This is a genomic window from Chromobacterium indicum (genome assembly GCF_039708975.1).
Lineage (GTDB): Bacteria > Pseudomonadota > Gammaproteobacteria > Burkholderiales > Chromobacteriaceae > Chromobacterium > Chromobacterium piscinae.
Window position 1 is genome coordinate 48683 of record NZ_JAYFSJ010000016.1, and the last position, 24926, is coordinate 73608.

Sequence of the window (24926 nt, forward strand, 5' to 3'; positions counted from 1 at the left end):
GCGTCATGCCAATTGGCCGCCCACCGGAATGCGGACCTGCTGCTGATTGGGCGCGGGGCCGACCCAGCTGATGGCGACATCGATGGGAAAGCCCCCGGTATTCCTCAAGACGCCGGTTTTCTGCGTGTTCGTGATGGTGCCGTGCGGCCAGGCATGTTGGGCGGCTTTGATGAATAGGTGCTCAAGGTCGTAGTTTTGGCCGTCCAGAGCGATCATTAGATTGGGCACGGCGTAGCCCGGGGCATTGGTCCAGTTGGCCGCGCCATTGTTCCGGTAGCGCATGGTGCCGAGGAAGGCATAAATATTGTTCAGCACCTGTGGCGCGAAGCCCAACTCGAAGCATACGCCCTGCCGGCCGGCGAAACGATTGCGCAAGTTGTCGGAGATGCCCATGTACCTGTTTTCTTGAGGGTTGTTCTGGTTGAGGATGATGTACAGGCCGGGCTGGTTGACGAAGGCCGCCGGCAAGGCGGTGGGCACGCCGGGGTTGGCGGGGAGCAGCTGGTTGAGGGGAATGGCGGCGTTAAGCTGGTATTGAACTTCAGCCATGTCGGTTCTCCTGAGGGTGGTTGCGCAGGCAGGACGCGCCTGGGGTGTCCGAGGACGCCTCCGCCGGCTGGGTGGGCCGTGAGATAGGGACGGCTTTATCTGTAACGAGACGACGCAGGAGTCGTGAATGGCGGGAGTACTTAGGCAGGGAGAGGGCAAGCCTGGGGTGAGGGCGTGAAAAACGCCGGCGTGGCGGCCGGCGTCGATTGCAGTTTGCTGGCGAGACCGCCCGGGGCTCAGCCGCCGATCCTGTCCTTGCCCATGAACGGACGCAGCACGCTCGGCACGGTCACGCTGCCGTCGGCGTTCTGGTAGTTTTCCAGCACCGCGACCAGGGTGCGGCCTACCGCCAGGCCGGAGCCGTTCAGCGTGTGAACCAGCTGGTTCTTGCCGTTTTCGTCCTTGTAGCGCGCCTTCATGCGGCGGGCCTGGAAGGCTTCGCAGTTGGAGCAGCTGGAGATTTCGCGGTAAGTGTTCTGCGCCGGCAGCCACACTTCCAGGTCGTAGGTCTTGGACGAGCCGAAACCCATGTCGCCGGTGCACAATGTGATCACGCGGTAGGGCAGTTCCAGCGCCTTCAGGATGTTCTCGGCGTGGCCCACCATTTCTTCCAGCGCGGCGTAGGAGTCTTCCGGCTTCTCCACGCGCACCATCTCCACCTTGTCGAACTGGTGCTGGCGGATCATGCCGCGGGTGTCGCGGCCGTAGCTGCCGGCTTCGGAACGGAAACACGGCGAGTGCGCGGTCATCTTCTTCGGCAGCTCGCTCTCTTGCAGGATGGTGTCGGCGACGGTGTTGGTCAGCGTCACTTCCGAGGTGGAGATCAGGTATTGCGGCGTGGCGCTTTCGTCGCCGCCGCGGGTCACCTTGAACATGTCGTCGGCGAACTTGGGCAACTGGCCGGTGCCCAAGAGCGCGGTGTCATTGACGATGTACGGGGTGTAGTGCTCTTCGTAGCCGTGGCTGCCGGTATGGGTGTTCAGCATGAATTGGGCGATGGCGCGGTGCAGGCGGGCGATGTCGCCCTTCAGCACGGTGAAGCGCGCGCCGGACAGCTTGGCGCCGGTGTCGAAATCCAGGCCCAGCGGGGCGCCGACGTCGACGTGGTCTTTCACTTCGAAGTCGAACTGGCGCGGCACGCCGACGCGGCGCACTTCCACGTTGTCCGCCTCGTCCTTGCCGGCCGGCACCGACTCGTGCGGCAGGTTGGGGATGGACATCAGCCAGGCGTCCAGCTTGCCCTGCACGCCGTCGAATCCTTGTTCGGCGGCTTTCAGCTCGTCACCCAGAGTGGCTACTTCGGCCATGATGGCGGAGACGTCTTCACCCTTGCTCTTGGCGATGCCGATCTGCTTGGAAGTAGCGTTGCGCTTGGCTTGCAGTTCCTGCATCCGGGATTGCAGGGACTTGCGCTCGGCTTCCAGCTGATTGAATGCGGCGGTGTCCAGGGTGTAGCCGCGGTCCGCCAGACGGGCGGCGACGGCTTCGATGTCATTGCGAAGTAGATTGATGTCGAGCATGATTATTCCTGTTTTTCACTATCGGGATCTTGCTGGGCGTCTGCATCCAGCTGACGCAAAAAGGCCAGTTTATCCTGAATCTTGCTTTCCAGCCCGCGCGGCACCGGACGGTACCACTCGATGTCTTCCAGCCCCTCCGGAAGATAGGTTTCCCCGGCGGCGTAGGCGTGGGGCTCATCGTGCGCGTAGCGGTAGGTGTGGCCGTAACCCAGTTCCTTCATCAGGCGGGTGGGCGCGTTCCGCAAGTGTACCGGCACCGGGCGGGATTTGTCCTGTTTGACGAAGGCGCGGGCCTGATTATACGCGTTGTATCCGGCATTGCTCTTGGCGGCCACCGCCAGATAGATCACCGCTTGTCCCAGCGCAAGTTCGCCTTCCGGACTGCCCAGCCTTTCGTAGGTCAGCGCCGCGTCGTTGGCGATCTGCATCGCGCGCGGATCGGCCAGGCCGATATCTTCCCAGGCCATGCGCACGATGCGCCGCGCCAGGTAGCGCGCGTCGGCGCCGCCGTCCAGCATGCGGCTGAGCCAGTACAGCGCGGCGTCTGGATTGGAGCCGCGCACCGATTTGTGCAGCGCCGAGATCTGGTCGTAGAAGGCGTCGCCGCCCTTGTCGAAGCGGCGCGCGTTCAGCGTCAGCACTTCTTCCAGAAAAGCCGGGTCGATGTCCGCCGCGCCGCGCGTCTGCGCGGCGGTGCGGGTTTGCTCCAGCAGGTTCAGGAAGCGGCGGGCGTCGCCGTCGGCGTAGCCGGTCAGCGTGGAGACGGCCGCGTCGTCGAAATTCAGCCCGTCCAGCGCGCCTTCCGACCGCGCGCGCTCGAACAATTGCTTCAGCTCATCCTCGCTCAGGCTGTTCAGCACATAGACCTGGGCGCGCGACAGCAGCGCGGAATTGACCTCGAACGACGGATTTTCGGTGGTGGCGCCGATGAAGGTGATCAGGCCGGATTCGACGAAGGGCAGGAAGGCGTCCTGCTGGCTCTTGTTGAAACGGTGCACCTCGTCGACGAACAGGATGGTGCGTCGGCCGGAGCGCTGCAGCACGGCGTTGGCGCGCTCAACCGCCTCGCGGATGTCCTTGACGCCGGCGAACACCGCCGAGATCGGGATGAACTCTGCGTCGAAGCTGGCGGCCAGAATGCGCGCCAGCGTGGTCTTGCCCACACCGGGCGGGCCCCACAATATCATTGAGTGCGGCTTGGCGGACGCCACCGCCAGGCTCAGCGGCTTGCCCGGGCCGATCAGATGCTGCTGGCCGATCACCTGATCGAGCGCCTGCGGACGCAAGGCCTCGGCCAGCGGTTTTTGCGGTTCGACGGAAAAAAGATCGGACATGGCGCGATTTGGGCGGGATGGAGCGGAGAAGCAGTATACCAGTTGGGGGCGGGCATGAAAAAAGCTCCGGGCCGGTGCTTTTTGCTTGCATGTCGATGGAATGGCGGTAGGCTATGGAGCCTGGAAACCTTGCCGTGCAAGCTCCGTGCTTCGTTTTTCGAAACGATGGCGAAGGGAAGATTTCCTAATGCCGTGTGGCGCTTGGCGGGACGATTTGAGCGGCGGTTTTCGACCAGAAAAATCGGTAGAATTTTGAGGTGGTTTTTTATCTTTAAAAATCAGCAGTTTGAAAATGGTGTGTTCCCCACGTGTGTGGGGATGAACCGCCGCGCAAGGCAAAATTCGGCTACCAAAGGGGGTGTTCCCCACGTGTGTGGGGATGAACCGGCGACGCCGGGGCGCGTAGCGACGATCACGGTGTGTTCCCCACGTGTGTGGGGATGAACCGGAACAGCGTGAAAACGTTGTGGATGGCTCGCCGTGTTCCCCACGTGTGTGGGGATGAACCGACTCGACTGCCTGGAACGCCCAGTTCCGCAAAGTGTTCCCCACGTGTGTGGGGATGAACCGAACCCACGGCAGGCGCAGCACATCGTCGAGGCGTGTTCCCCACGTGTGTGGGGATGAACCGCGCGTCCGCTACCCTATGACCGAACTGCAGCGGTGTTCCCCACGGTTGTGGGGATGATTGACGGGTGCGGGCTGGAATGGTGTCGCGGCGCTGCCAGCCCGGCTGTGTCCGGAAACAAAAAAAGCGCCCCGTGGGGCGCTTTTTTCGGCACAACAATCCAGAAGGCTTAGGCGCGCTTCTTGAATTCGTTGGTGCGGGTGTCGATTTCGATCTTTTCGCCGGTGTTGACGAAGGCCGGAACCTGAACTTCGAAAGTGGTGCCAACCAGGCGGGCCGGCTTCAGCACTTTGCCCGAGGTGTCGCCGCGCACGGCCGGCTCGGTGTATTCCACTTCGCGGACTACGGTGGTCGGCAGTTCCACGGAGATGGCCTTGCCGTCGTAGAAGGTAACCTGGCAGATGTCTTCCATGCCGTCGACGATGAAGTTCAGGGTGTCGCCCAGGTTGTCGGCTTCCACTTCGTACTGGTTGAATTCGGTGTCCATGAACACGTACATCGGGTCGGCGAAGTAGGAGTAGGTGCAGTCCTTGCGATCCAGGACCACCACGTCGAACTTGTCGTCCGCGCGGTATACGGCTTCGCTGCCGGCGCCGGTCAGCAGGTTCTTCATCTTCATCTTGACGACGGAGGCGTTGCGGCCGGATTTGCTGAATTCAGCCTTTTGAACAACCATCGGGTCGCTGCCGACCATGAATACATTACCAGCGCGCAGTTCTTGTGCGGTTTTCATGCTTGTCTAATCCCAAACTCTTGAAATGAAGCCGGGAAAGATTCCCGACAAAACACGGCATTCTAGCTGATTTCGCCGACGAAGTGCAGCAGTCTGGCCGCGAGATCGCCGTCTTTCAGCAGATGCTGTTGCCAGTTTGTCGCATGTTCGCGCCACGCCGGCAGCCAGGGCGCGGCGTCGCGCCAGGCGGCGGCGATGTCGCCGTCGCGGTTCCAGGCCAGGTTCAGCGCATGCAGCGCGGCGGCCATGTCCGTTGGCAACCCGGCGCAGTATTGATCAAGGAAAGCCTTCAGTTTGGCGAGGTGGGCGTCGTCGTCCTGCGGGTAGATGTGCCACAGCATGGGCCGCGCCGCCCATTGCGAGCGCACCAGGCTGTCCTCGCCGCGCACGCAGTTGAAATCGCAGCTCCACAGCAGGCGGTCGTAGTCGTCCTGATCGCTCAGCGGCAGCGCGTGAACGTCCAGATTGCCGAGGCGGGCGTGGTCGCCGGCACGTAGCGCGCGGCCGAATAGGCCGGAGACATCGGGCAGCACCTTGCCTTCCGGCACCAGGCAGCGCACCGGCAACGGGCCGTCGGCCCAGGCTTGCAGCAGCTGGGCGGCGGCCGGGTTGTGGTAGGCGAACAGGCTGACGCGCAGCTCGCCCGGGACGCGCGGCGGCAGGCCGCGGCGCAGCCAGTAGGCGTCTTGCGCGGCGTCGTCCGCCTGCCAGGCGGCGCGCGCGTCTATCAGACCGTCCTCGCAGATCAGCCCGCCGCTGGCGGCGTCGAAGCCGGGAAAGAAGAAATGCTTGGTCAGCGGCAGCCTGGGGTGGGGCGAGGGCAGCTTGTGATGGCTGAGGGTCCAGTCCTCGGCCGACAGGTATTCCAGATTGATCCACGCCGGCTTGACGGCCTGGGCCGCCATCGCGTTCTCGAAGCTGTCCGGCAGGCGGCAGCCGAAGGCCTCGATCACCGCGTCGGCGGGGACGATATCGGCCGGGAAATCCGTATGCGGCCAGTGGCGGATGTCGATGCCAGCCAGCGTTTGCCGCGGCAGCGCCGGGTCCAGCCCCGGGGCGATGCGGGCGAAGCTGTCCAGATCGTCCACCCACAGCCGCACGGCGTGGCCGTGGTCGCGCGCCAGCCGGCGCGCCAGGCGCCAGGCGACGCCGATGTCGCCGTAGTTGTCGATGACGGTACAGAAGATATCCCAGCTGCGAGGTGGCATGAGGCGAAACGATGGAGAAACAAACGCCGGCAGCTTACCACGGAAGCACGGCGCTGCGGGCTGGCTGCGGCGGGCCTTATAATCCCATTCATGCCGCGCCTTCTCGCCCTGTTTTTGATCGCTATTAGCCTGCATGCCCGCGCCGATGTCGCCGCGCTGCAGGCCTCGCTGCGCGCCGAGCGCCCGCAGGCGGAGACGGCGGTGGCCGCCCTGCAGCAGCTGGACGCCGCGTTGTTGCGGCCGGATTCGCTGTATCCGGCGCTGGGTCAGCTTCCCTTGGCCGAATTGCAGGCGCTGTACCGCCACCGCGGCCAATGCCGCGCGCCATGGCCGGCGCTGCCGGCCGACCTGCAGCGCTTCGAGCGCGCGCTGTGCGGCGGCGAAACGTTGCCGCCGGAATGGTTCGCCGCCCATCCCGTCCATCCGCTGGGCGGCAGCTACGCCTGGCACTATCTGCAACGCCATCCCGATTCCGCGCCTGCCTTGCAGCCTTATCTGCATGTGCGCGAGCGGCCGGCGGCCTTCGCCGGCATCGGCGGATTGGGCGACGACAGCCTGGCCGCGCTGCTGTCCGGCGAGCGCTGGCTGCTGGACGGCGGCGCGCTGTGGTGGCGCGACGGCGCGTCCTGGCGACGCTACGGCGCCGGGCAATGGAGGCCGCTGGCGGAGTCGGCCGGTTTGGCGCTGAGTCCCCTGGTCGATGGCGACGCCTGCCCGCAGCCGCTGGGCCGGATCTGCGCGCGGCCGTTGCCGCCGTCGCCATGGTGGTGGCGGGCGCTGGCGGGCTTGTCTCTGTCGGCGCTTGCCGGCGCGCTGGCCTATGGCTGGCTGCAGAGACGCCGGCTGGAGCGGGAGCGGCGCTTCGTGCTGCAGATGCTCACTCACGAGCTGCGCACGCCCATCGCCGGCCTGGGCAATGTGGTGGAGGACTTCCGCGCCGGTTTCGATCAACTGCCGGCCGGCGCGCAGCAAGGTTTCGGCCGGCTGGCCGACGGCGTGCTCAAGCTGCGCCAGCTGGCCGACGCCAGCCGCCACTATCTGGCGGCGGACGGCAGGCTGGAGGTGCCGCAGCCGATGCCCTTGTCTGAGTGGCTGGACAGCGTCGCGGAACGGCACGGGGCGACTTACTGTCTGGATCAGGATAGAAACTTGAAGCTGCCCGCCTACTGGCTGGGCCTGTGCCTGGACAATCTGCTGCGCAACGCGCGCCAGCATGGCCGGCCGCCAGTCCGCATCCAGGCTGGCTGGGAGAAGGGCCGGCTGCGGCTGACGGTGAGCGACGGCGGCGCGCTGCCGCGCTACCGGCTGTCCTTGCTGCGGCGCGAGCTGGGCGCCAGCGCCGGCATGGGGCTGGGCCTGGCCATCGTGCGGCGGGTGATGAATAGGCTGGGCGGGCGGCTGACGCTGGAAGGGCCGCCGACGACATTCACGCTGGAGTTGCCGTGTGACGATATTGCTGATTGAAGACGACGCCGAACTGGGCGCGGGTCTGCGCCAGTTCCTGCAGCAGCAGGGCTATGACTGCCTGTGGCTGCGCGACGGCGGCGAAGTGGCCGCCAATTGGCGGCAGGCCGAGCTGGCGATACTGGACCGACAGCTGCCGGACGGCGATTCGCTGCGCCTGCTGCCGCAGTGGCTGGCGCTGAAGGCGCTGCCGGTGATTGTGCTGACCGCCCGGGTGGAACTGGACGACCGGGTGGCCGGGCTGGAGGCCGGCGCGCGCGATTATCTGGCCAAGCCCTTCGCCCACGTGGAGCTGCTGGCCCGCGTGCGCGCCCAGTTGCGGCCGTTGGGCGAGGGACAGCTGGCCTGCGGCGGGCTCAGCTTGTTTCCGGCCCGGCAGGCGGCCGCCTGGCGCGGCGGCGAGGTGGCGCTGACCCGCACCGAATTCGACCTGCTGGCGATGCTGGCGCGGATGCCGGGCCGGGTGTTCACCCGTGATGAACTCTTGAACCAGGTGTGGGGCTACCAGCATTTCCCGTCCACCCGCACCGTAGACACCCATGTGCTGCAGCTGCGGCAAAAACTGCCCGACATCCCGATCGAAACCGTGCGCGGCGTAGGCTATCGGCTGAGCGAGGGCGAGGCGTGAGGCCGCCGCTGTGGCTGGCCCTGGTTTGGGCTGCGAGCGCCGCGGCCGCGCCGCTGCTGCCCGCCACGTTGCTGGAGCCGGCCTACCACGCGCTGTTCTCCGGCGACCGCGCCGGCGCCTGGCGCCAGTTGGATGCGTTGGGCGCCGCATTGTCCAGCGCCGCGCAGCGCCAGGCCTGGCTTGCATTGCAGCATGAGATAGCTGCCGGCCAGTGCGGTCGCGACGCGCCGGCTGCGCCGCCCGGCTGGCTGGGTGACCTGGAGCTGGACCTGATCCAGCGCGATATCCCGCTCAGCCGTTCCTATATTGTCAGACTGAATGGAGTCAGCCCGCGGCGTGACCTGCGCTGGTCGCTGCGGCTGCCGGACGGCCGCGAGCTGCTGGCCGGCGCGAAGACGCGCTACGACGGCCGCCAGTTCGAGCTGGAAAGCGAAGACCAGTCTGCCGCCTTGCCGCCGGGCGTGTACAGGCTGACCGCGCAAAGCGGCAGCGAAACCTGGCGGCAGGATCTGTCGCTGCCGGGCATGGCCGCGCAGGATTGGCTGCGGCGAAATGGACGCAAGCTGGAGCCGCATCCGCCTGCCCAGCCTCCGGCTTGCCCCAGGTCCTGGCTGGAGCAGGCGCTGCTGTCGCAGCCGGATTTCGAATTGCGCTGGTGGCAGCGGCGCGAGCTGGGCCAGAAGCTGCGCTGGCCGGCCAATCCAGATGGCCAGAAGCTGTGGGCCAGCGTGTCGCTGTTGCGCGCCGAGTTCCGCGGCCCCATCGCCGTCCGCCAGATTCACCGCCTGGCCGCGCCGCTGGGCCAGTTCTGACATTATCCTGACAATCGTCTATCCCTTTTGCGTTGCAATGCGGTCTATTCAAATGACTGATTTGCGGGAGAGGGAATGACGCGTCTGATCAAAATGCTGCCGCTGGCCGCGGCGCTGGGCCTGCCGTTGCCGGTTTGGGCCGGGCTGGTGTTGCAGAACCCGGAGTGGAAGGTGGAACTGGAGCCGGCCACGCTGGCGTTGAAAGTGACTGCGGCGGGAGAGCCGGCGCGGCCGGTGTCTGATGGCGTGTCGGCGCGCAAGGTATCCGCGCTGCGCCAGGATGATCAGTCAGCGGACTGGCAATGGGACGACGGCCATTACCGCTGGCAGGCCAGGCTGAACGGCAGGGATCTGACGCTGACCCTGAACGCCGACGCGCCGGGCAAGGTGGAGCTGCTGCGCCAGCCGGGCGCGGCGATGGGCAAGGGCCTGCTGCTTCCCTTGGCCGAAGGCAGCTACATTCCGGCCGGGGATAAAGTGTGGCGGGATTTCCTGCCCGGCTTCGCTGGCGACGGCCTGGATACTACGGAAAACCTCAGCCTGCCGCTGTGGGGCATGGACTATGGCCGCCGCAGCCTGCATTGGCTGCTGCTGGAGCCGTTCAACGACCAGCTGGCCGTGCGCGCCGACGGCCAGAACCTGGCGTTGAGCCTCAACCACGAATTCAATGCCCTCAATCAAAAACGGCCGATGACGCTGCTGTTGCGGCTGGCCGATGACAACCTGCTGGCCGGCGCGCAGCGCTACAAACAATGGCTGGTGTCGGAGGGCCGTTACCGGACGCTGGCCGACAAGATCAAAGCGCAGCCGGACACCGCCAAACTGATCGGCGCCAGCCACGTCTATCTGTGGGGCAATAATCTGCTGGATGTGTCGGACATAATGGATTGGCCCGCCTTCCTCAAGCAGCTGCGCGGGCCGGACCCGCTGGCCGCCAGGCTGCGCGGCCGTTTCGACGCCGAGGCGGGCAAGGCGCTGCGCCAGGCCAGCGCCAAGCCGGACCATTACCAGCAACGGGTGCTGGTGGAGGCCGTCAATCAGGCGCTGACCGCCGAGGCCCGCGCCGGCTGGCTGGGCAAAAAGCCGGACTGGGAGCGGATGGCCGCGCCCTATCTGCGGCTGCGCGCGCTGGCGGAGCGGCTGTTCGGCCCGGCGCTGCAACCGGACGCGTCGCGCTGGGGAGGCGGCCTGTCGCGCAAGACCATGACCGCCTTGCAGGCGGCCGGCCTCAAGCGCTTGTGGCTGGGCGCGGACAATTGGGAAGGAGGCCTGTGGCATCCGCAGGCGGTGAGGGCGGGCGTGGACGCGGGCTATCTGGTGACTGCCTACGACTCCTACGAAACCGCGCTGAAACCGGGTTATCGCGAGGACTGGCTCACCGCTCAGCAGGGCGAGGCTATTTTCCGCGACTGCGGCGTGACGCTGGCCAATGGCAAGAAGAAGGCGGGCTTCCAGCAGTCCGGCTATTACACTAACCCGGATTGCGTGCGCGACACCTTGAAACAGCGCACCCGCGCGCTGCATGCCGCCGCCGGCTTCAACAGCTGGTTCCTGGATGCCTACGCCACCGGGATGGTGTTCGACGATTACACTCCGGGCCGCCAGACCGGCAAGGCGGAGATGGCGGCCGGCTATGAGAAATCGATGCAATGGGTGGCCGACGCCTATCGGCTGCCGGTGGGCTCGGAAATGGGCAATGCCGCCACCAGCCGCGGCATCGCCTTCGCCCATGGCATGCAGGTGCCGGTGATGGGCTGGGGAGACGCCGATCTGCAGAAAAACAAGCAATCTCCGTACTTCCTGGGCCGCTGGTATCCATCGGACCAGCCGGAAACCTTCTTCAAGAAAGTGCCGCTGAAGCAGCCGTACCGTGACCTTTACTATGGCGCGCCATACCGCTTGCCGTTGTACCAGGCGGTGTTCCATGGTTCTGTGATCACCACCAACCACTGGCTGTACGACAATCTGAAATTCTCCAACGCCTACGCCGACAACCTGCTGGCGCAATGGCTGTACAACGTGCCGCCGCTGTTCCACCTGTCCGCCGCCAGCCTCAAGGCCCGCCTGCCGCAGCTGCAATGCGCAGACCGAGCCTTCCGTCCACTGCACGAGCGCTTGGCCACCCAGGCGCTGACCGGCTTCGAGTGGCTGAATGTCGCACATACGCTGCAGCAAACCCGCTTCGCCGACGGCAGCCGCCTCACCGCCAACTTCGCCGCGGAACCTGCCGTCCATGGCAAGCAAACCCTGCCGCCTCAAAGCCTGCTGGCCGAGCTGGCAGGCCAGCCGCCCAGGTTGTTGCGGGTGGTCGATTGCGCGGGCAAGTAATCGGCGGTGATAATGCCAATGTTGTTTTCTGGCCATGGGGCGACGGTTTCCCATGGCTGGTAGACGGCATCGCCAGGTTATTCAATTGATCATTTTTTAGGCTATAAAATCGGTAGATTTTTAGGATGAGTTTTTATTTTTAAAAATCAAAATGTTGAAATTGGTGTGTTCCCCACATGCGTGGGGATGAACCGGGCAATACCCGGCCGGCCCCGGCATTCCGCGAGTGTTCCCCACATGCGTGGGGATGAACCGTCATCGAGCGCGGGATCGACGAATTGAAGGCCGTGTTCCCCACATGCGTGGGGATGAACCGCTGTGCTAGAGGCCAATCCGGGACTTGCCGACGTGTTCCCCACATGCGTGGGGATGAGCTGCTCGAAACGCTGCCGATGGATTCTGCATTCAAGTGTTCCGCACCTAAATGTGGGGATCCATTGCCTGGAGTCTTACCGCTATATCAGTCGTTCAAGAGTTCTCCATGCCGGCAGGGATGCGTTCCAAACTGCCTGCAATGTCGATCGGCGGGTGATTCACATCCGATCGCCGGTTTCGTTCAAGTGGAAATGACGATGCTTTCCGCCCATGCAGAACGAAAGGACTGGCTATGCCCTGGATGACCGACTTGTTCCGTACCGCCAATGACGCCAGAGGTCCGTTTCCTGATCGCCCCTTGTCGCGCGTCACGCTGCCCGGGACGCACGACTCCGGCTGTTATGTGGACCGGGCGGTGAGCAACGCGCTTTCCAAAACCCAAAGCCAGGACATCTACGGCCAGCTGTTGGGCGGCATCCGGTATTTCGATATCCGGCCATGCGTCAAGGATGGGCGGTTGTTCACCTATCACGGCGAGTTTTATACCGGCGGACCGATAGATGGCGAGGATGGCATCCTGATGCAGCTTCGCCGATTCATGCTGGAGCTGGAGACGGCCCATCGGGAACTGGTCATTCTGAACATTTCCCACTTCTACCACTTCACCCATTTGAGCCATGAGTTATTGATCCAGCAGATCGTCGCGACATTGGGCGAATTCCTGGTGCCGCATCGTCAAGGCGGGATCAATCTGTTCCAGGCCCCATACCGGACATTGCTGGACGATGGCAAAGGCGCGGCCGACAGCATCCGCTCGCGAGTGGCGGTGTTATATGACGGCGCGTTGGATACCGCCCGCGAGGAGTATGTGGCGAGCCGCGGCCATGCCTTGCCCAAGGGTTTTTTCGTCGTGGCGCCGAAATACCCGATGGGGGAAAACAGCCTGTATTTGTTCGATCAGTATTCCAACAGCACCGGCGTCGACGATGGCGTGCTGTTCAATGGCATGCAAACCGATCAGCTTTTGAAATTGACGCAACGCAATGGCTACGGTTTCGCACCCAACGGCAAATGGACCGTTCCGGAAGGTTATGACGCAAACTGGTTTCTTAACCAGGCCCGGGGCGTGCCCCGGACCTTGCATCTGCTGTCCTGGACGCTTACGCCGCAGAAGGTGTTGGGCGATCCGCTGGAGTACGCGCGGCGGTATGCCAATCCGCGTCTGCTGGCGTTTTTTACGGAACACGGACGTTGGGTCGGCCAAGACTACGACCCTCTGACCGATCCCCAGGTCAACATCGTCTATGTGGACGATTACGCGTCACTGCTGCACACGAATATCGCCTCGCCCTGGTTTGGACTGGCGATGCCGGTAGCGATCTCCGCCCGGCTGAATGCCGGTGCGCTGGGAGCCGCCAATACCTGGTAGCGCAGCGGGGGGCGGGGGAAAGAAGGGCCGCAGGCTCCGCCAGTGGGCGCGCCTGCTGGCTGCCGCGTGATTTATGTCAATATTCCTATCTGTTCCCCACGTACGTAGGGATAAACCGCAGTCCCGCCTCCCGCTAAAGACCGCATGCGCGCGCGCTCCGCGCATGGAGTGGTTTGTCATCCAGGCTTTCCGCTGCTTGCGGCGCTTGGGTGGCGCTTCCTATGCTGCAATGGTTGAAGCTGGAGGAGTCGCCATGCAGCAGTTGAGAACGGGTTTGCTGGTTGCCGCGCTGTTTCTCGCGGTGGCCTTTGTTTCCAGATCGCTGGCCAGTTCCGTCACGGAAACCATGCCGGTCTGGCTGGGCAGCGGGGTGACTTTTTCCGCGCTGCTGATCTCCCCCCGCTGGCGCTGGCCTTCCATTCTCGCCGGCGTGTGGCTGGCGTCGATGATCTGGGGGATGGCGGCGCATGGCTTGAATCCGGTGGGCGCGGCGGCTTTCGCCAGCATCGAGGCGGTCAGCGGCGCCATGGGCTGCTGGGTGGCCAGCCTGGGGCGCAACGATCCGGATACCCCGGCCGGCATGGCTCTGTTCCTGTGCGGGGCGGCGCTGGCGTCCTGCCTGGGCGGCGCGCTGGCGATGGCTTTGTGGCAATGGCAGCGGCCCGGCCTGAACCTGACGCTGGAGGGCGTGGCGTGGGTGTTGTCCACCATGGTGGGCATCCTGCTGCTGGCGCCGGTGGTGACCGCGTTCCGGGGCTTTCACCTGCAGCTGTCGGGCGGCATGACGATGGTGCAGTTTCTGGGCGGCGGTGCGGCTTTCCTGCTGTTTCTATGCGCGGTGGCGCTGGTTTTCATCGATCACAGCGGCGAGCGTTATGGCCAGGTGGCCGCCACGCTGGCCTATCTTCCCATGCCTTTCCTGCTGATCGCCGCCGCCTTGTGGGGGCCGCGCGGCGGCGCCGTCGCCCTGTTGCTAGGCGGCTTGCTGATCATTGGGCGAACCGCCCATGGCGGCGGGCCGTTCGCGGTGGCGGAGGGATTTTCCGGCGAGGCGGTGATCGAGGTGCAGGGCTTTGTGACGATATGGGCCGCGGTGATGATCGCGGTGAGGGCGCTGTCGGACGGCCGCCGCCAGGCGTTGGTGGATGCCCAGGCCTGGCGCTTGCGCTACGAGCGCATCATGCGCGAGGTGGGCGTGGCGACGGTGGAATACGAAGCGGCCACCGGGCACGCCACCTGGGGCATGGGTGCGGACAAGGTGCTGGGCGAGGATGTCTCGCGCATCTCCAGCCTGGATGAATGGCTGGAGCGGATCGAGCCGGACGAGCGCGGCTTGGTGGAGGCGACGTGGAGCAGCGTGGCCAGCGGCGAGACCTGGGCCAGCGAGCAAAGCTACACCGTGGTGCAGTCGGATGGGGAGCGGCTGCGGGTGCGGGAGCGCCTGGCCTGCGTGCGCGGCGCGGACGACGAAGTGGAAATGGTGGTGGGCATGCTGAGGCCGGAGCCCCTGGAGAACGGCAATGGCTGAGCCCGGCGTGTTCCTGATCCATGGCCTGGGCGGCACGCAATACGACCTGGGCTCCATGCACAAGCGGCTGAAGAACGCCGGCTTCGTCACCCATGCGCTGACGCTGCCCGGCCATGGCACGCGGCCGGAGGATCTGTCCGGCGTCAAGATGGAGGCATGGCTGGAGGCGGCGCGCGCCAAGTACCGCGAAATCGTCGGCCAGCATGAGGTGCTGCACGTGATGGGCATGTGCATGGGCGCCTTGCTGGCGCTGGAGGTGGCCAAGCTGGAGCGTCACGCCAAGGGCAGGTTGGTGGCGCTGGCCCCGCCGGTGTACATCGACGGTTGGGCCACGCCTTGGTATCGGGGCCTGCGGCCCTTGTTGTATCGGATTCCCGGACTGCCGGAGCGGATGAAGGTGGCGGAGGAGGAACCCTACGGCATCAAGAACGAGCAGCTGCGGGCCATCGTCAAGGCCAAGTTCGAGCGCGGGGAGAATTTCCATTACGGCTGGGTGCCGCTGGCCTGCATCCGCGAGGTGGATCGGCTGCGCGCCGCGGCGATGCGGGGGCTGGACCAGATCGCCTGCCCGACGCTGGTGGTGCACGCGCGCGAGGACGAACTGACCAGCCTGCGCTCGGCGCATTTCCTGGTGGAGCGCATCGGCAGCGGCAAGCGCGCCGGCCAGGCGCGGATGGTGGTGCTGGAAGACAGCTACCACATGGTGTGCGTGGACAACGACAGGGAAATCGTCGGCAAGCATGTGCTGGAGTTTTTCAACGCCAATGCCGCGGGCGGTTTCGGCATGAATAGGGTCGACCCGGAGATGGCTCCGGCGGAGATGGCCGAGCTGCTGGCCTCGGCGCGGCGCGCGTTGGAGCGGGGCGACTTCGCCGGCCTGTACCGCTTGGGCATCCCCGATTTCGCCTGGCTGCAGCCGGGGCGCAACCGCGGCAGCGGCGCGTTTCTCGGGAGCAAGGGCCTGCGGCGGCTGCGGAAGTGGACAGACGAGGGCGCGAGCTTTTCCGCCTTCGGCGCGGCGGTGATCAATGCCGGCATGGCGGTGCAGCCGGCCACGCTGCTGCATCGCGGCCTGGCCTCGCCCGGGGTGTTGGCTGTGCAGATGCGCAAGGGCAAGCTGTTGGAGGCCAGGTGGTTTCCGGACGATCTGGACGCCGAGGACAGCCATTTCGGCGGCGAGCCGTTGCCGGACGGGCCCAGCGAGCAGGAAAAGGCGTTCGAGGCCGCCGCAGCCTTGTCGCGCACGCTGCGAAAAGCGCCGGACAACGCCACCTTGTTGGCGATGTACGCCCTGTACAAGCAGGGCTCGCAAGGCGACGCCGCGGGAGAGCGGCCGGGCATCATGGACATGGTGGGGCGGGCCAAGCACGACGCCTGGACCGCCAGGCGCGGCATGAGCCGCGAGCAGGCGATGACCGATTATGTGGAGCTGGTGAACCGTTTGAAGGATGGCGAGAGCCAGGAGGCCTGAGTCCGCCGCTTGTCGACGCCGATATGGTGAGGGGAGCCGAGTGTCTCTCGCTTCCGCGCGGGGGGCCGCACCGCATGGCCTGGACGCTTCCATGGCTCCAGTAAGTACTGTCACTGATTGAAGCATTTCCCTGCGGCTGCCAGTCTGAATTCCCCAAACCGCGCAGGAGATGCAAGATGGCCTTCCCCACCGCAGTCAACAGCCAGATCACCGATGCCGTCACCCAGTCCAACGTCAAGGTGCTGGGAGAAGCGCCCGCCATGGCGATGGGGTCGATCTACCAGTCCATGGCCCACTCCACCTGCATCCTGTACGAGAATGCCGTCTCCTCGCAGCAACAGATGACCACGCTTGCCCAGTCGGTGTCCAACATCGGCGCGATGCAGATCTACAGCGTGGATACCATGGCGGGCGCGGGTTTTGCCGAGCGGGCGAGCCAGCTAGGCGTCGCCGATAACCTCTCCAGCTTGTTGACGGTGCTGCGCAGCTTGCGCGATCAATAGCAAGCTGGCTTCCGGCAGCGCGCCGCGGCTGTTTCAATGCTTCTATCCCATTGTTTATTCGGAAGGAAGTTGATTTGGCGCAGAAGGTTTGTTCCTGATCAAATCCGGCTTCTTCAGCGCGGGCGACGGCCGCCGCCATTGCCTATGTTGGGGAGGCGGCCTGTCCGGGACGGGGCAGCGCACGCGGAGGAGGCGGAGCATGGACTATCTGTTGTTGTCGCACCCGACTTTCGGCGCGCTGGGCATCATCGCGGCGGTGTGGGTGCTGGTGGAGACCTTGAACGCGTCGGAGGGCAACGCGGCGCGGATCAGGCTGGCGTCGCGGGCTACGGCGTTGTGCATCGGCTTGTCCTGGATATTGGGCGGCTACTGGTATGTCCATTTCTACGGACACGACAAGGCGCTGATCCTGAAAGGCCCGCTGCCCTACGCGCACAATCTGGTGATGGAGACCAAGGAGCATCTGTTCTTCATCGTCTTGATCCTGGCGTTTTACTTGCCCATCGTGGCGGCTGGCCGGCTGCACAAGAATCCAGCTGCGCGGCGGATGACGGCGGCGACCGCGGCTTTGCTGGCGCTGACCGCGTTCGCGGTGGAGGGCGGCGGCGCCATCATCAGCTATGGCGTCAAGGCGGCGCTGCTGCAGCATGGAGGCTAGCGATGGACAATACTCTGAACCGATACGCCGGCGGCTTCGCGCTGTCGGCCTGCGTCGCCATCCTGTTCAACACCGCATTGGCCTGGCTGAAGGATAGCCTGCCGGCGCTGAACGGCTGGATGGCGTCGCTGACCGGCCATCACTGGACCACCCACGGCTTGTTCGACCTGGCGGTGTTTTTCCTGCTGGGACTGGCCTTCTCCCGCGCCGGCGCGGCGGACAGGTTGGGCGGCGACGTTCCGATGAAGCTGTTGGCGGGCTGTAGCGTGGCAGCAGGCCTGGGCCTGCTGTTGTGGTTCCTGTTCGTTTAGCCCGCCGGGCGGAGGGCAGTGAGCTGCCGTTGCGCAGACGCTTCAGTTACAAGGCCAGATTCTGCGTTTTTTACTGGATCTTGGCCTGTTTTCCGCACCAGGCTGGGGTATCCGGCTCCAGCGCGGCGAGTTCTTCCCGCAGGGCGGCCAGTTCTCGTATCGCTTCCACTTAGGCCGGCACGCAGCCGGCGTCTTTCAATATCTTGTACGACGTCCTCAGCTCGACCGGCGTGGCGGCATAGCCGTCATTCAGCTCCAGCGGCTTGCCCCATCCCTTCGCGCGTTGCAGCTCGCCGCCTCGAGATCGCGTGGGCTCTGCATGGCCTACCTCCCTGGACATGGAATGCCGAAGTTATAACATTGGAATAAATATCACAGGAGCGTAGGAGCCTCAGCCAGGAAACGGACCAGTCGCAACGTCAGGCTTTCCCGCGCGGCATTGGACGGCCAGACGGCGTAGACGCCCAGCGCTTCCACCTGATAGTCGGGCAGGACGACGCGCAGCTTTCCCGCGGCCAATTCGTCTTCCACCAGAAACGCTGGCGGTGTGGCCAGGCCGCAGCCGGCGATGGTCAGTTGGCAGGCTGCATCGACGCTGTTGGCGGTGATGCGCGGCTGGATGGCGAAATCGTGCCGCTGTCCGGCGGCGTCGATCAGCGTCTTGCGCTTGCCTCGCATCCGTATGCCCAGCCAGGGCCAGTCGGCCAGTTCTGCGGGAGCGGCGGGCTCGCCGCGCGCGTCCAGCAGGCTGGGCGCGGCCACCAGCAGGCGGGGCATGTCGAACAGGCGGCGCGACTTCAGCGCGCTGTCTTGCAGTTCGCCGATGCGGATGGCCAGGTCGATGCCATCCCGGATCAGATCGCGTCTTTCGTCGCTGTAATCCAATTCCAGCTCCACTTTGGGATGGCATTGGGAGAATGCCGCCAGGCTGGCGGTGAGCGGGCCGCGGGCGAAGAAGGCCGGCAGGCTCAGCCTGAGCGCGCCGGCGGGTTCGGCCGCGCGTCCCGCCAGCTCGTTGAGTCCGGTTTCCGCCGCTTGCAGCATCGCCTGGGCGTGGCCGTAAAGCGCTTGGCCGTCCGGCGTCAGCGATAGCCGCCGGGTGGAGCGGTACAGCAAGGCGACGCCCAGCCGGCTTTCCAACTGCGAGACGTGATGGCTGACCACCGATGGCGCCAGGCCCAGCGCGCGGGCGGCGGCGCGGAAGGAGCCGGTTTCGATGGTCTTGGCAAAGACAGCTAGCGCGCGCAGTTCATCTATCATTGTTCTATTTTTTAGATTATTGAATTTTAATTGTACTTAATTGTAGATCATTTGGCGGCGGCGCATAGTGAGGCGGTATCTCATCATTGGAAAGAGCCGCTCATGGACGATATCCGTTGCGCCATCATCATCGATCCCGACCTGCCGCCCGGCGTCATCGCCAATACCGCCGCCGTGCTGGCGATGTCGCTGGGCAAGCGCCACCCTGAGTTGGTGGGACAGGACCTGCCCGACGCGAGCGGCCAGCCTCGGACGGGCATTACCACGGTGCCGCTGCCGGTGTTGAAGGCCGGCGCGGAGCAATTGCGCGCGTTGCGGGCGGCGGCTTGCGGGATGGAACTGACGCTGGTGGAGCTGACCAGCGCCACGCGCGCCACCCGCAGCTATCAGGAGTACGCGGCGGCGTTGGCGTCCACGTCGGAAGAGGAGATCCAGTATCAGGGTCTGGCTCTGTGCGGGCCGGATAAGCGGGTGCGGCAGCTGACCGGCAGCCTGGGCCTGTTGCGCTGAGGAGGCCGGCATGATCTGGAACTTCATCGCGGCCACAACGTTGGTCACCTTGATGCCGGGGCCGTCGCTGCTGCTGATCGTAGGGGCCTCGGCGCAGCGTGGATGGCGCGTGGGCGCGGTCGTGACGCTGGGCGTGGTGCTGGCGGACGCCATTCTGCTGCTGGCGGTGCTGGGCGGCCTGGGAGCGTTGGCGCGCGAAGCGCCTGTGGTCTTGTCATGCTTGAAATGGCTGGGCGCCGCCTATTTGCTGTATCTGGGCGCGGCGCAGCTGCGCATGGCGGGGAAGGCGGGGCTTGCCGATGGCAGGGGAGGTTTTCGCCGCGGGCTGGCCACGACGCTGCTGAACCCGAAAATCATCGTTTTCCTGGCCTTGTACTTTCCGCAGTTCATCCAGCCGGGGGAGGATGCGGGACGGCAGATGCTGTTGCTGGGACCGTTGTTTCTGTTGACCGTGCTGGCGGTGTTCCTGTTGTGCGCGGCTGCCGCGAGGTGGCTGGGCGGCATGGCGCGGGGGCAGGGCGGTGCCTGGCTGGAGCGGGCCTGCGCTTGCTGCCTGATCGTCTGCGGGCTGTATTCCGCCTTGGCTTAGAGCCGCTAACACAATCGCTGAACTGCGTTACGCCTCTTTGTCGTACGACTGGTACTGCCTGCGTCGGCGTGCCTTGGCTCAGGCTTTCTGCGAGGTTTTGTTAGCGGCTCTTAGAGCCTGTTCAAAGTCTGCTGCGCTTCGGCGATACGGCGTTGAAAACAAGCTCAAAATGCTCATGTACCACTTGTACATTCCGCTTTTTCGCTCGTTTTCGCCTTGTCTCGCTCTTGCTTGCGAGACTTTGAACAGGTTCTTAGCGCGGCTGACACCATTGCCATGCCGCGCCGGCCAGCTGGCGGATACAAGGCTGGGACGTTGCTCGTCCTATTGACGGCGGGAAGCCTGTTTTGCGGCGTACGGATGTCTCACAGGGTGCGCTCGGCGGCGTCCAGGCTCAGGTTTGGGCCGCGCGGATGTCTGCCCGCTCCAGCCATTGCCATAGTTCCGGCGCGTTGAAGTCGGCGATTACGGCGTCGGCGCCGGCCTCGCGCAAGGCGGCTTCCGGCAGCATTCCGGCGATGGCGAAGGTATGCAGCCCCGCCTGTCTGGCAGCGCTGATGCCGGACGGCGAGTCTTCGAAGGCGCAGGCGCGCTCGGCGTGTCCGCCCAGCCGGGCCAGGCCGGCGAGATAAGGCAGGGGGTGGGGTTTGCCGTAAGCCAGCTCGTCGCCTATCACCAGCGCGTCCACTCGGGAGGCGAGGCCCAGGCGATCCAGCATCAACTCGGCATTGGCGCGCGGCGCGTTGGTGACGATGGCGATGGCCGCGCCGTTGGCTCGGGCCCAGTCGAACAGCCGCAGCGCGCCCGGCGTGGGCCGCAATCGGCAGGCCGAAGCGCGGAACAGCTTCTCCTTGCGCTCGGCCAGTTCCTGGTGCCGTTCAGGGATGTCAGGCAGCAGCGCCCGCATGATGGCTTCGTTGGTGGAACCGTGGACGTGCCGCAGATAGCTGTCGTGGTCCAGCTCCCGGCCATGTTCGGCCAGCAGGGCGCGGAAGGCGTGAAAGTGGAGTTCGTCGGTATCGGTCAGGGTGCCGTCCAGATCGAACAGCAGGGTGAAGTCGGCTTGGCGCATGGCGGATTCGTGTTCTGGTTCCGCGCCCATGGTAGGCGGCTTGCCGCCGCCGGGCAAGCCGCCGTTCCGCCGCCTGGCGGTTTACGTCTGGCGGGATGGCGCGATGCCCAGCCGGTAGATGGTGGTGCTGCGGTATGGCTGTTCCGGCCGCAAGACAGCGCTGGGGAAGTGGGAGACGTTGGGCGCGTTGGGGAAGTGCTGGGCCTCCAGGCAGAAACCGTCCGATTGCCGGTAGGCGCGGCCGGATGCGCCATGGTGGCGGCCGGTGAGCACATTGCCGCTGTGCAGTTGCAGGCCGGGCTCGGTGGTGAGCACATCCAGCTGGCGCCCGCTGGCGTCCTCCACCGCCCGCGCGGCCAGCCTGGGATAGGGTTCGGCGCCGTCTCGCGACAGCACGTAGCAATGGTCGAAGCCCCGGCCCAGACGGATTTGCGCGTCGTCGGCGCGTATGTCCCGCCCCAGCGGCTTGGGTTCGCGGAAATCGAACACCGTGTCCTGCACGCCGCGAATCTCGCCGGTGGGAATCAGCTCTTCCGTCACCGGCAGGAAGTGGTCGGCCAAGATGGCCAGCCTGTGGTCCAGCACGCTGCCGCTGCCTTCGCCCACCAGGTTGAAATAGGCGTGGTTGGTGGTGTTGAACACGGTGGGCCGGTCGCAGCTCGCTTCGTAGCTGATCACCAGATCGCCCGGCGGTTTCAGCGCGTAGCTGACGGTCAGGATCAGCTTGCCGGGAAAGCCTTGGTCGCCGTCCGGGCTTTCCAGCCGCAGCAGCACTTCGGGCCGGTCGGGGAGGTCGGCCACGGCGGCTACTTGCCACAGGCGGCGGTCGAAGCCTTCCGGTCCGCCGTGTATCGCATGGCGGCCTTCGTTCTGATCCACCTGATGCCACTGGCCGTCAAGCTGGAAGCGGCCGTTTTCGATCCGGTTGGCGTAGCGGCCCATGGTGGCGCCCAGGCGGCCGCCTGCCTGCCGGTAATCGTCCAGCCGGGTGTAGCCCAGCACCACCGAGTCGAAACGGCCGTGCCGGTCCGGGCAGCGCAGCGACTGCAGCGTGGCGCCCCAGGACAGGATGGCGGCGCTGACGCCGTTGCTCAGCGCCAGCTCTATCTTTTCGACGACTTCTCCGCCGGGCAGGATGCCGAATGCGGCGCGGGTGATCATGGGGTGGCCTCCGATTTGGGCGCGCGGACGGCGCGCAGCCGCATCAGCGCGTCGAAGCGTTGCAGAACGGCGGGCCGCTCGCGGCTGGCCCGCTCCGGATTGATGGGAAACAAGGCGGGATCGCGCTCGCCGCGCAGCAATAGCTTGGCGTGATGGCGGAACAGGTCGGCGGCTTCGTCTGACATCACCCAGTCCAGCGCCCTCCGCGCCAGCGCTTGCTGCGTGCTGCCGGCGAGGACGCCGTAGACTTCCGCTTCCGCGCCTATCGCATCCTGGGGCAGCGCCTGGATCAATGCGGGGTTGTCGCTCAGCCGGCGGCGGGCCGCCACCCGCACGGTGATGCCCAGCGCCGCGCCGTTCTGGCCGACACGGGCGGCCGGCTCCCAGGCCGAGCCGGGGTAGTCGATCACGTTGCGGTCTATCTCCACCATCAGCCGCCAGCCGTCTTCCGGCCCGTAATATTGCAGGATGGTGGTCAAGGCCAGGTAGCCGGCGCCGGAGCGGCGGGGGTCGGGGAACAGCAGCGCCTGGCGGAGCGCCGGCGCGGCTAGATCGGACCAGCGCGTCGGCGGTTCGGCGCCGCGCGCTTGCAATAGCGCGGGATCGGCGACGAAAGCCAGCGAAAAGCCGGTGGGACGGTAGAAACCATCGGCGTCGCAGCCGCCGGCCGCCGGCGGCGCGATGCGGGCGGCGATGCCCGGGCTCTGAGCGGCGGTGTCGGCCCAGCCCAGCACCAGGTCGCCCTCGGGGTCGGACAGCAGAAAAGCGGTCAGGCTGGAGGTGGGCATGCGCCACATGGTGATGGCGACATCGGGCAGCAGGCGGCTCAGCGCTTCGAGGTAGTCGGCCAGCTCATAGGGCTCGAAGGAGCTGTAAGCCACCAGATGCCCGCCCGCGCCGCTGCCGGTGGCGGCTTCGATGCGGACGGCGTCGGCGGGCAGCCCTGCCGGAGGAATGGACGGGTTCATGCGCCGGACTCCTCAGCCTCCGCGCCGAGCTCCAGCGCGTCCAGCCGCCGCCATAGCTCGGCGGCGGTGAAGTCGGCGATCACCTCGTCGGCGCCGGCGTCAAGCAGCGACGCGGCGGGCAGCGAGGTGCCGATGCCGAAGGTATGGATGCCGGCGGCGCTGGCGGCGCGAGCGCCGGACAGCGAATCCTCGAAGGCCAGCGCGCGCTCGGCGCGTCCGCCCAGACGTTGAAGCCCGGTCAGGTAAGGCAGCGGGTCCGGCTTGCCGCGCGGCAGCTCCTCGCCTATCACCAGCGCGTCTATCCTACCCAGCAGCTCCAGCCCGGCCAGCATGCGCTCGGCGTTGATGCGGGGCGCGTTGGTGACGACGGCGATCGGCACGCGGCGGGCTTCCGCCCATTCGAACAGCGTCAGCGCGCCGGGCGTCGGCTCCAGTTTGCCGATGGCGGCGCGGAACAGTTCCTCCTTGCGCTCGGCCAGCCGGCGGTGGGAGTCCAGGGACAGGTCGGGAAACAGCTCGCGCATGATCGCGTCGTTGGGCGCGCCCATGATCCGCTCTTTGTAGATCTGCATGGTGATGCTGCGTTTGTGATCGGCCAGCAGCGTTTGGTAGGCGCCGAAGTGCAGGATGTCGGTGTCCACCAGGGTACCGTCCAGATCGAACAGCAGGGTGAAGTCGGCTTGGCTCATCATTGTTCTCCTTTTTTGCTCAAGTCTCAGGCTTTGTGCGGCAGCGCATGGCGGTAGCCGGCGGCCAGGCAGGCCGCGGCCATCAGCAGGGGCAGAATAACCAGCATGCCGATCGCATTGACGAGGCCTGCCACTTGGCCGATATAGCCCAATGCGATGGGAACCACCAGCAGGGAAACGCCTACCGCCTGGGTGGCCCCCACCGAGATCAGGCCGACGTGGTCCGGCTCCAGCCGGATCGCATTGCTGATCAGCAGCGGGAAGAAATTGCCCAGACACATGCCGGCCAGGGCCAGCGCGGCGATGGTGGCGGACGGCATCGAGCTGGCCCACAGCGCGAGAATGGCGCCGCCGCCCAGCAGGATCACCGCCATCAGCATGTTGCGGCCGTCGAACCGGACCAGCAGCCGGCTGGAGACGATGCGGCCGAACACGGTGCCGCCGAAGAAGACCGACATCAGGCTCACCGCCTGCGCCGGCCCCAGGCCCAGCCGGCTTTCCAGGAACTGCGCGCCCCAGAAGCCTATGCCCCATTCCGCGCCTATGCCCAGCAGCACCGAGCCCCAGCACAAGGCCACCGCCAGCGGCACGCCGCCGCGCGAGGGCTTGCCCGACGCGGCTGCCGGCGCAGGACGGCCGGCGGGCGCAGGCAGGGGCAGCACCAGCGCCAGGGCCAGCGCGGCCGCCAGCAGCGTCCAGCGCCAGGGAATGCCGGCCGCGGCCAACTGGCCGACCAGCAGCGGGCCGGAAAATACGCCAGCGCCGGCGAAGATGAAGGCCTCCACCATCGCCATGTCGCGGTGCTCGGCCTGATGCCAGGCCAGGCCGGCCTGCACCGCCGATTGCAGCACGCCGCCGGTCAAGCCCATGGCGATCGCCGCGGCCAGGGTGCCGGCGAAGCCGCGCGCCTGGGTGATGGACAACACGGCCAGCACCATTGCGACCGCAGCGCCGCGGACCAGCGGGCCGAGGCCCAGCCTGGGCAGCAGCCAACCCCCCAGCAGGCCGGACGCGACCAGGCCGCCGGCGTAGCTGGTGAAATGCCAGCCGACCTGGATGGGATCGTAGCCGAACTCGGCGCGCAGGAAGGGCAGGGTGGAGCCCAGCACCGACTGCTGGAAGCCGAACACGGCCAGCACCAGATAAAGGAACCAGGTGGGTCCGTCGCGGCGGAATGGCCGGGTGGATCGGGTGCTGTCTGTCATAGCGGTTGATCCTGAGGTGTGGGTGGGGGCATCCGAACGCATGCCGCGCCTGG

At 65.9% G+C, this 24926-nt stretch carries 24 protein-coding genes and 1 CRISPR repeat array; of the genes, 12 read left to right on the forward strand and 12 right to left on the reverse strand.

Annotation, left to right across the window (positions count from 1 at the left end):
- Positions 1-3: 3 nt before the first annotated feature.
- The 5 genes from VA599_RS19590 to earP all read right to left on the reverse strand — a co-directional run bounded on the left by VA599_RS19590 (position 4) and on the right by earP (position 5972).
- Entirely contained in the window at positions 4-549 is a 546-nt protein-coding gene (locus tag VA599_RS19590; protein WP_021477073.1) for a GIY-YIG nuclease family protein, read from the reverse strand.
- Positions 550-785: 236 nt separating this feature from the next.
- Complete coding sequence (gene serS / locus VA599_RS19595; RefSeq protein ID WP_021477074.1) at positions 786-2069, reverse strand: serine--tRNA ligase; 1284 nt, start codon at positions 2067-2069, stop codon at positions 786-788.
- Between the two features lie 2 nt (positions 2070-2071).
- Positions 2072-3403, reverse strand: a complete 1332-nt coding sequence (locus VA599_RS19600) for a replication-associated recombination protein A (RefSeq protein WP_346790167.1) — start codon at positions 3401-3403, stop codon at positions 2072-2074.
- Positions 3404-3700: 297 nt separating this feature from the next.
- A CRISPR array of direct repeats spans positions 3701-4034; the repeat unit is 29 nt; unit sequence GTGTTCCCCACGTGTGTGGGGATGAACCG.
- 166 nt (positions 4035-4200) lie between these two features.
- Positions 4201-4764, reverse strand: coding sequence for an elongation factor P (gene efp / locus VA599_RS19605; protein WP_031296347.1), 564 nt, complete (start codon positions 4762-4764; stop codon positions 4201-4203).
- 62 nt (positions 4765-4826) lie between these two features.
- On the reverse strand, positions 4827-5972 hold the full coding sequence (gene earP, locus VA599_RS19610) for an elongation factor P maturation arginine rhamnosyltransferase EarP (protein WP_346790169.1): 1146 nt from the start codon (positions 5970-5972) through the stop codon (positions 4827-4829).
- A gap of 90 nt (positions 5973-6062) precedes the next feature.
- On the opposite strand from earP, the gene VA599_RS19615 reads away from it, so the two are divergent.
- The 10 genes from VA599_RS19615 to VA599_RS19660 all read left to right on the forward strand — a co-directional run bounded on the left by VA599_RS19615 (position 6063) and on the right by VA599_RS19660 (position 17419).
- A complete protein-coding gene (locus tag VA599_RS19615; protein ID WP_346790171.1) occupies positions 6063-7436 on the forward strand; it encodes an ATP-binding protein in 1374 nt (457 codons plus the stop codon).
- Complete coding sequence (locus VA599_RS19620; protein ID WP_346790173.1) at positions 7417-8064, forward strand: response regulator transcription factor; 648 nt, start codon at positions 7417-7419, stop codon at positions 8062-8064. The genes VA599_RS19615 and VA599_RS19620 overlap by 20 nt, the downstream gene beginning before the upstream one ends.
- The gene (locus VA599_RS19625; RefSeq protein ID WP_346790175.1) at positions 8061-8876 is read left to right on the forward strand and encodes a DUF2861 family protein; all 816 of its coding nucleotides are present in this window, start codon (positions 8061-8063) and stop codon (positions 8874-8876) included. The genes VA599_RS19620 and VA599_RS19625 overlap by 4 nt, the downstream gene beginning before the upstream one ends.
- Before the next feature lie 75 nt (positions 8877-8951).
- The gene (locus tag VA599_RS19630; protein WP_346790177.1) at positions 8952-11204 is read left to right on the forward strand and encodes a glycoside hydrolase; all 2253 of its coding nucleotides are present in this window, start codon (positions 8952-8954) and stop codon (positions 11202-11204) included.
- Between the two features lie 607 nt (positions 11205-11811).
- Positions 11812-12948: a PI-PLC domain-containing protein gene (locus VA599_RS19635; RefSeq protein WP_104946479.1), complete on the forward strand. Its 1137-nt coding sequence runs from the start codon at positions 11812-11814 to the stop codon at positions 12946-12948.
- Between the two features lie 253 nt (positions 12949-13201).
- Positions 13202-14476 carry an MASE1 domain-containing protein gene (locus VA599_RS19640; RefSeq protein ID WP_346790179.1) on the forward strand — a complete coding sequence of 425 codons (1275 nt, stop codon included), beginning with the start codon at positions 13202-13204 and terminating at the stop codon, positions 14474-14476.
- Positions 14469-15947, forward strand: coding sequence for an acyl-CoA-binding protein (locus VA599_RS19645; protein WP_104946489.1), 1479 nt, complete (start codon positions 14469-14471; stop codon positions 15945-15947). Before VA599_RS19640 ends, VA599_RS19645 begins: the two co-directional genes overlap by 8 nt.
- A 176-nt stretch (positions 15948-16123) precedes the next feature.
- Positions 16124-16450, forward strand: a complete 327-nt coding sequence (locus VA599_RS19650; RefSeq protein WP_346790182.1) for a RebB family R body protein — start codon at positions 16124-16126, stop codon at positions 16448-16450.
- 199 nt (positions 16451-16649) lie between these two features.
- Positions 16650-17108: a hypothetical protein gene (locus VA599_RS19655; protein ID WP_021477086.1), complete on the forward strand. Its 459-nt coding sequence runs from the start codon at positions 16650-16652 to the stop codon at positions 17106-17108.
- Positions 17109-17110: 2 nt separating this feature from the next.
- The gene (locus VA599_RS19660; RefSeq protein WP_346790184.1) at positions 17111-17419 is read left to right on the forward strand and encodes a hypothetical protein; all 309 of its coding nucleotides are present in this window, start codon (positions 17111-17113) and stop codon (positions 17417-17419) included.
- A 169-nt stretch (positions 17420-17588) separates the two neighbouring features.
- Here the strand turns inward: VA599_RS19660 and VA599_RS19665 are convergent, their stop codons facing one another.
- Together VA599_RS19665 and VA599_RS19670 are read right to left on the reverse strand one after the other, a co-directional pair.
- Positions 17589-17759 carry a DnaJ family domain-containing protein gene (locus tag VA599_RS19665; protein WP_346790186.1) on the reverse strand — a complete coding sequence of 57 codons (171 nt, stop codon included), beginning with the start codon at positions 17757-17759 and terminating at the stop codon, positions 17589-17591.
- 32 nt (positions 17760-17791) lie between these two features.
- Positions 17792-18679: a LysR family transcriptional regulator gene (locus VA599_RS19670; protein WP_346790188.1), complete on the reverse strand. Its 888-nt coding sequence runs from the start codon at positions 18677-18679 to the stop codon at positions 17792-17794.
- A gap of 102 nt (positions 18680-18781) precedes the next feature.
- Here VA599_RS19670 and VA599_RS19675 point away from each other — a divergent pair, with 102 nt between their 5' ends.
- A complete protein-coding gene (locus VA599_RS19675; RefSeq protein WP_346790190.1) occupies positions 18782-19189 on the forward strand; it encodes a DUF2000 domain-containing protein in 408 nt (135 codons plus the stop codon).
- A 10-nt stretch (positions 19190-19199) separates the two neighbouring features.
- Positions 19200-19778, forward strand: a complete 579-nt coding sequence (locus tag VA599_RS19680) for a LysE family translocator (protein WP_346790191.1) — start codon at positions 19200-19202, stop codon at positions 19776-19778.
- 394 nt (positions 19779-20172) lie between these two features.
- Here the strand turns inward: VA599_RS19680 and VA599_RS19685 are convergent, their stop codons facing one another.
- The 5 genes from VA599_RS19685 to VA599_RS19705 all read right to left on the reverse strand — a co-directional run bounded on the left by VA599_RS19685 (position 20173) and on the right by VA599_RS19705 (position 24873).
- The gene (locus tag VA599_RS19685) at positions 20173-20850 is read right to left on the reverse strand and encodes an HAD family hydrolase (RefSeq protein WP_346790192.1); all 678 of its coding nucleotides are present in this window, start codon (positions 20848-20850) and stop codon (positions 20173-20175) included.
- 81 nt (positions 20851-20931) lie between these two features.
- Positions 20932-22011, reverse strand: a complete 1080-nt coding sequence (locus VA599_RS19690) for an aldose epimerase family protein (protein WP_346790194.1) — start codon at positions 22009-22011, stop codon at positions 20932-20934.
- Complete coding sequence (locus VA599_RS19695; protein WP_346790195.1) at positions 22008-22979, reverse strand: ABC transporter substrate-binding protein; 972 nt, start codon at positions 22977-22979, stop codon at positions 22008-22010. Before VA599_RS19695 ends, VA599_RS19690 begins: the two co-directional genes overlap by 4 nt.
- Positions 22976-23671: an HAD family hydrolase gene (locus VA599_RS19700; protein WP_346790197.1), complete on the reverse strand. Its 696-nt coding sequence runs from the start codon at positions 23669-23671 to the stop codon at positions 22976-22978. The genes VA599_RS19695 and VA599_RS19700 overlap by 4 nt, the downstream gene beginning before the upstream one ends.
- A 23-nt stretch (positions 23672-23694) precedes the next feature.
- Complete coding sequence (locus tag VA599_RS19705) at positions 23695-24873, reverse strand: MFS transporter (protein ID WP_104946496.1); 1179 nt, start codon at positions 24871-24873, stop codon at positions 23695-23697.
- Positions 24874-24926 lie beyond the last annotated feature (53 nt).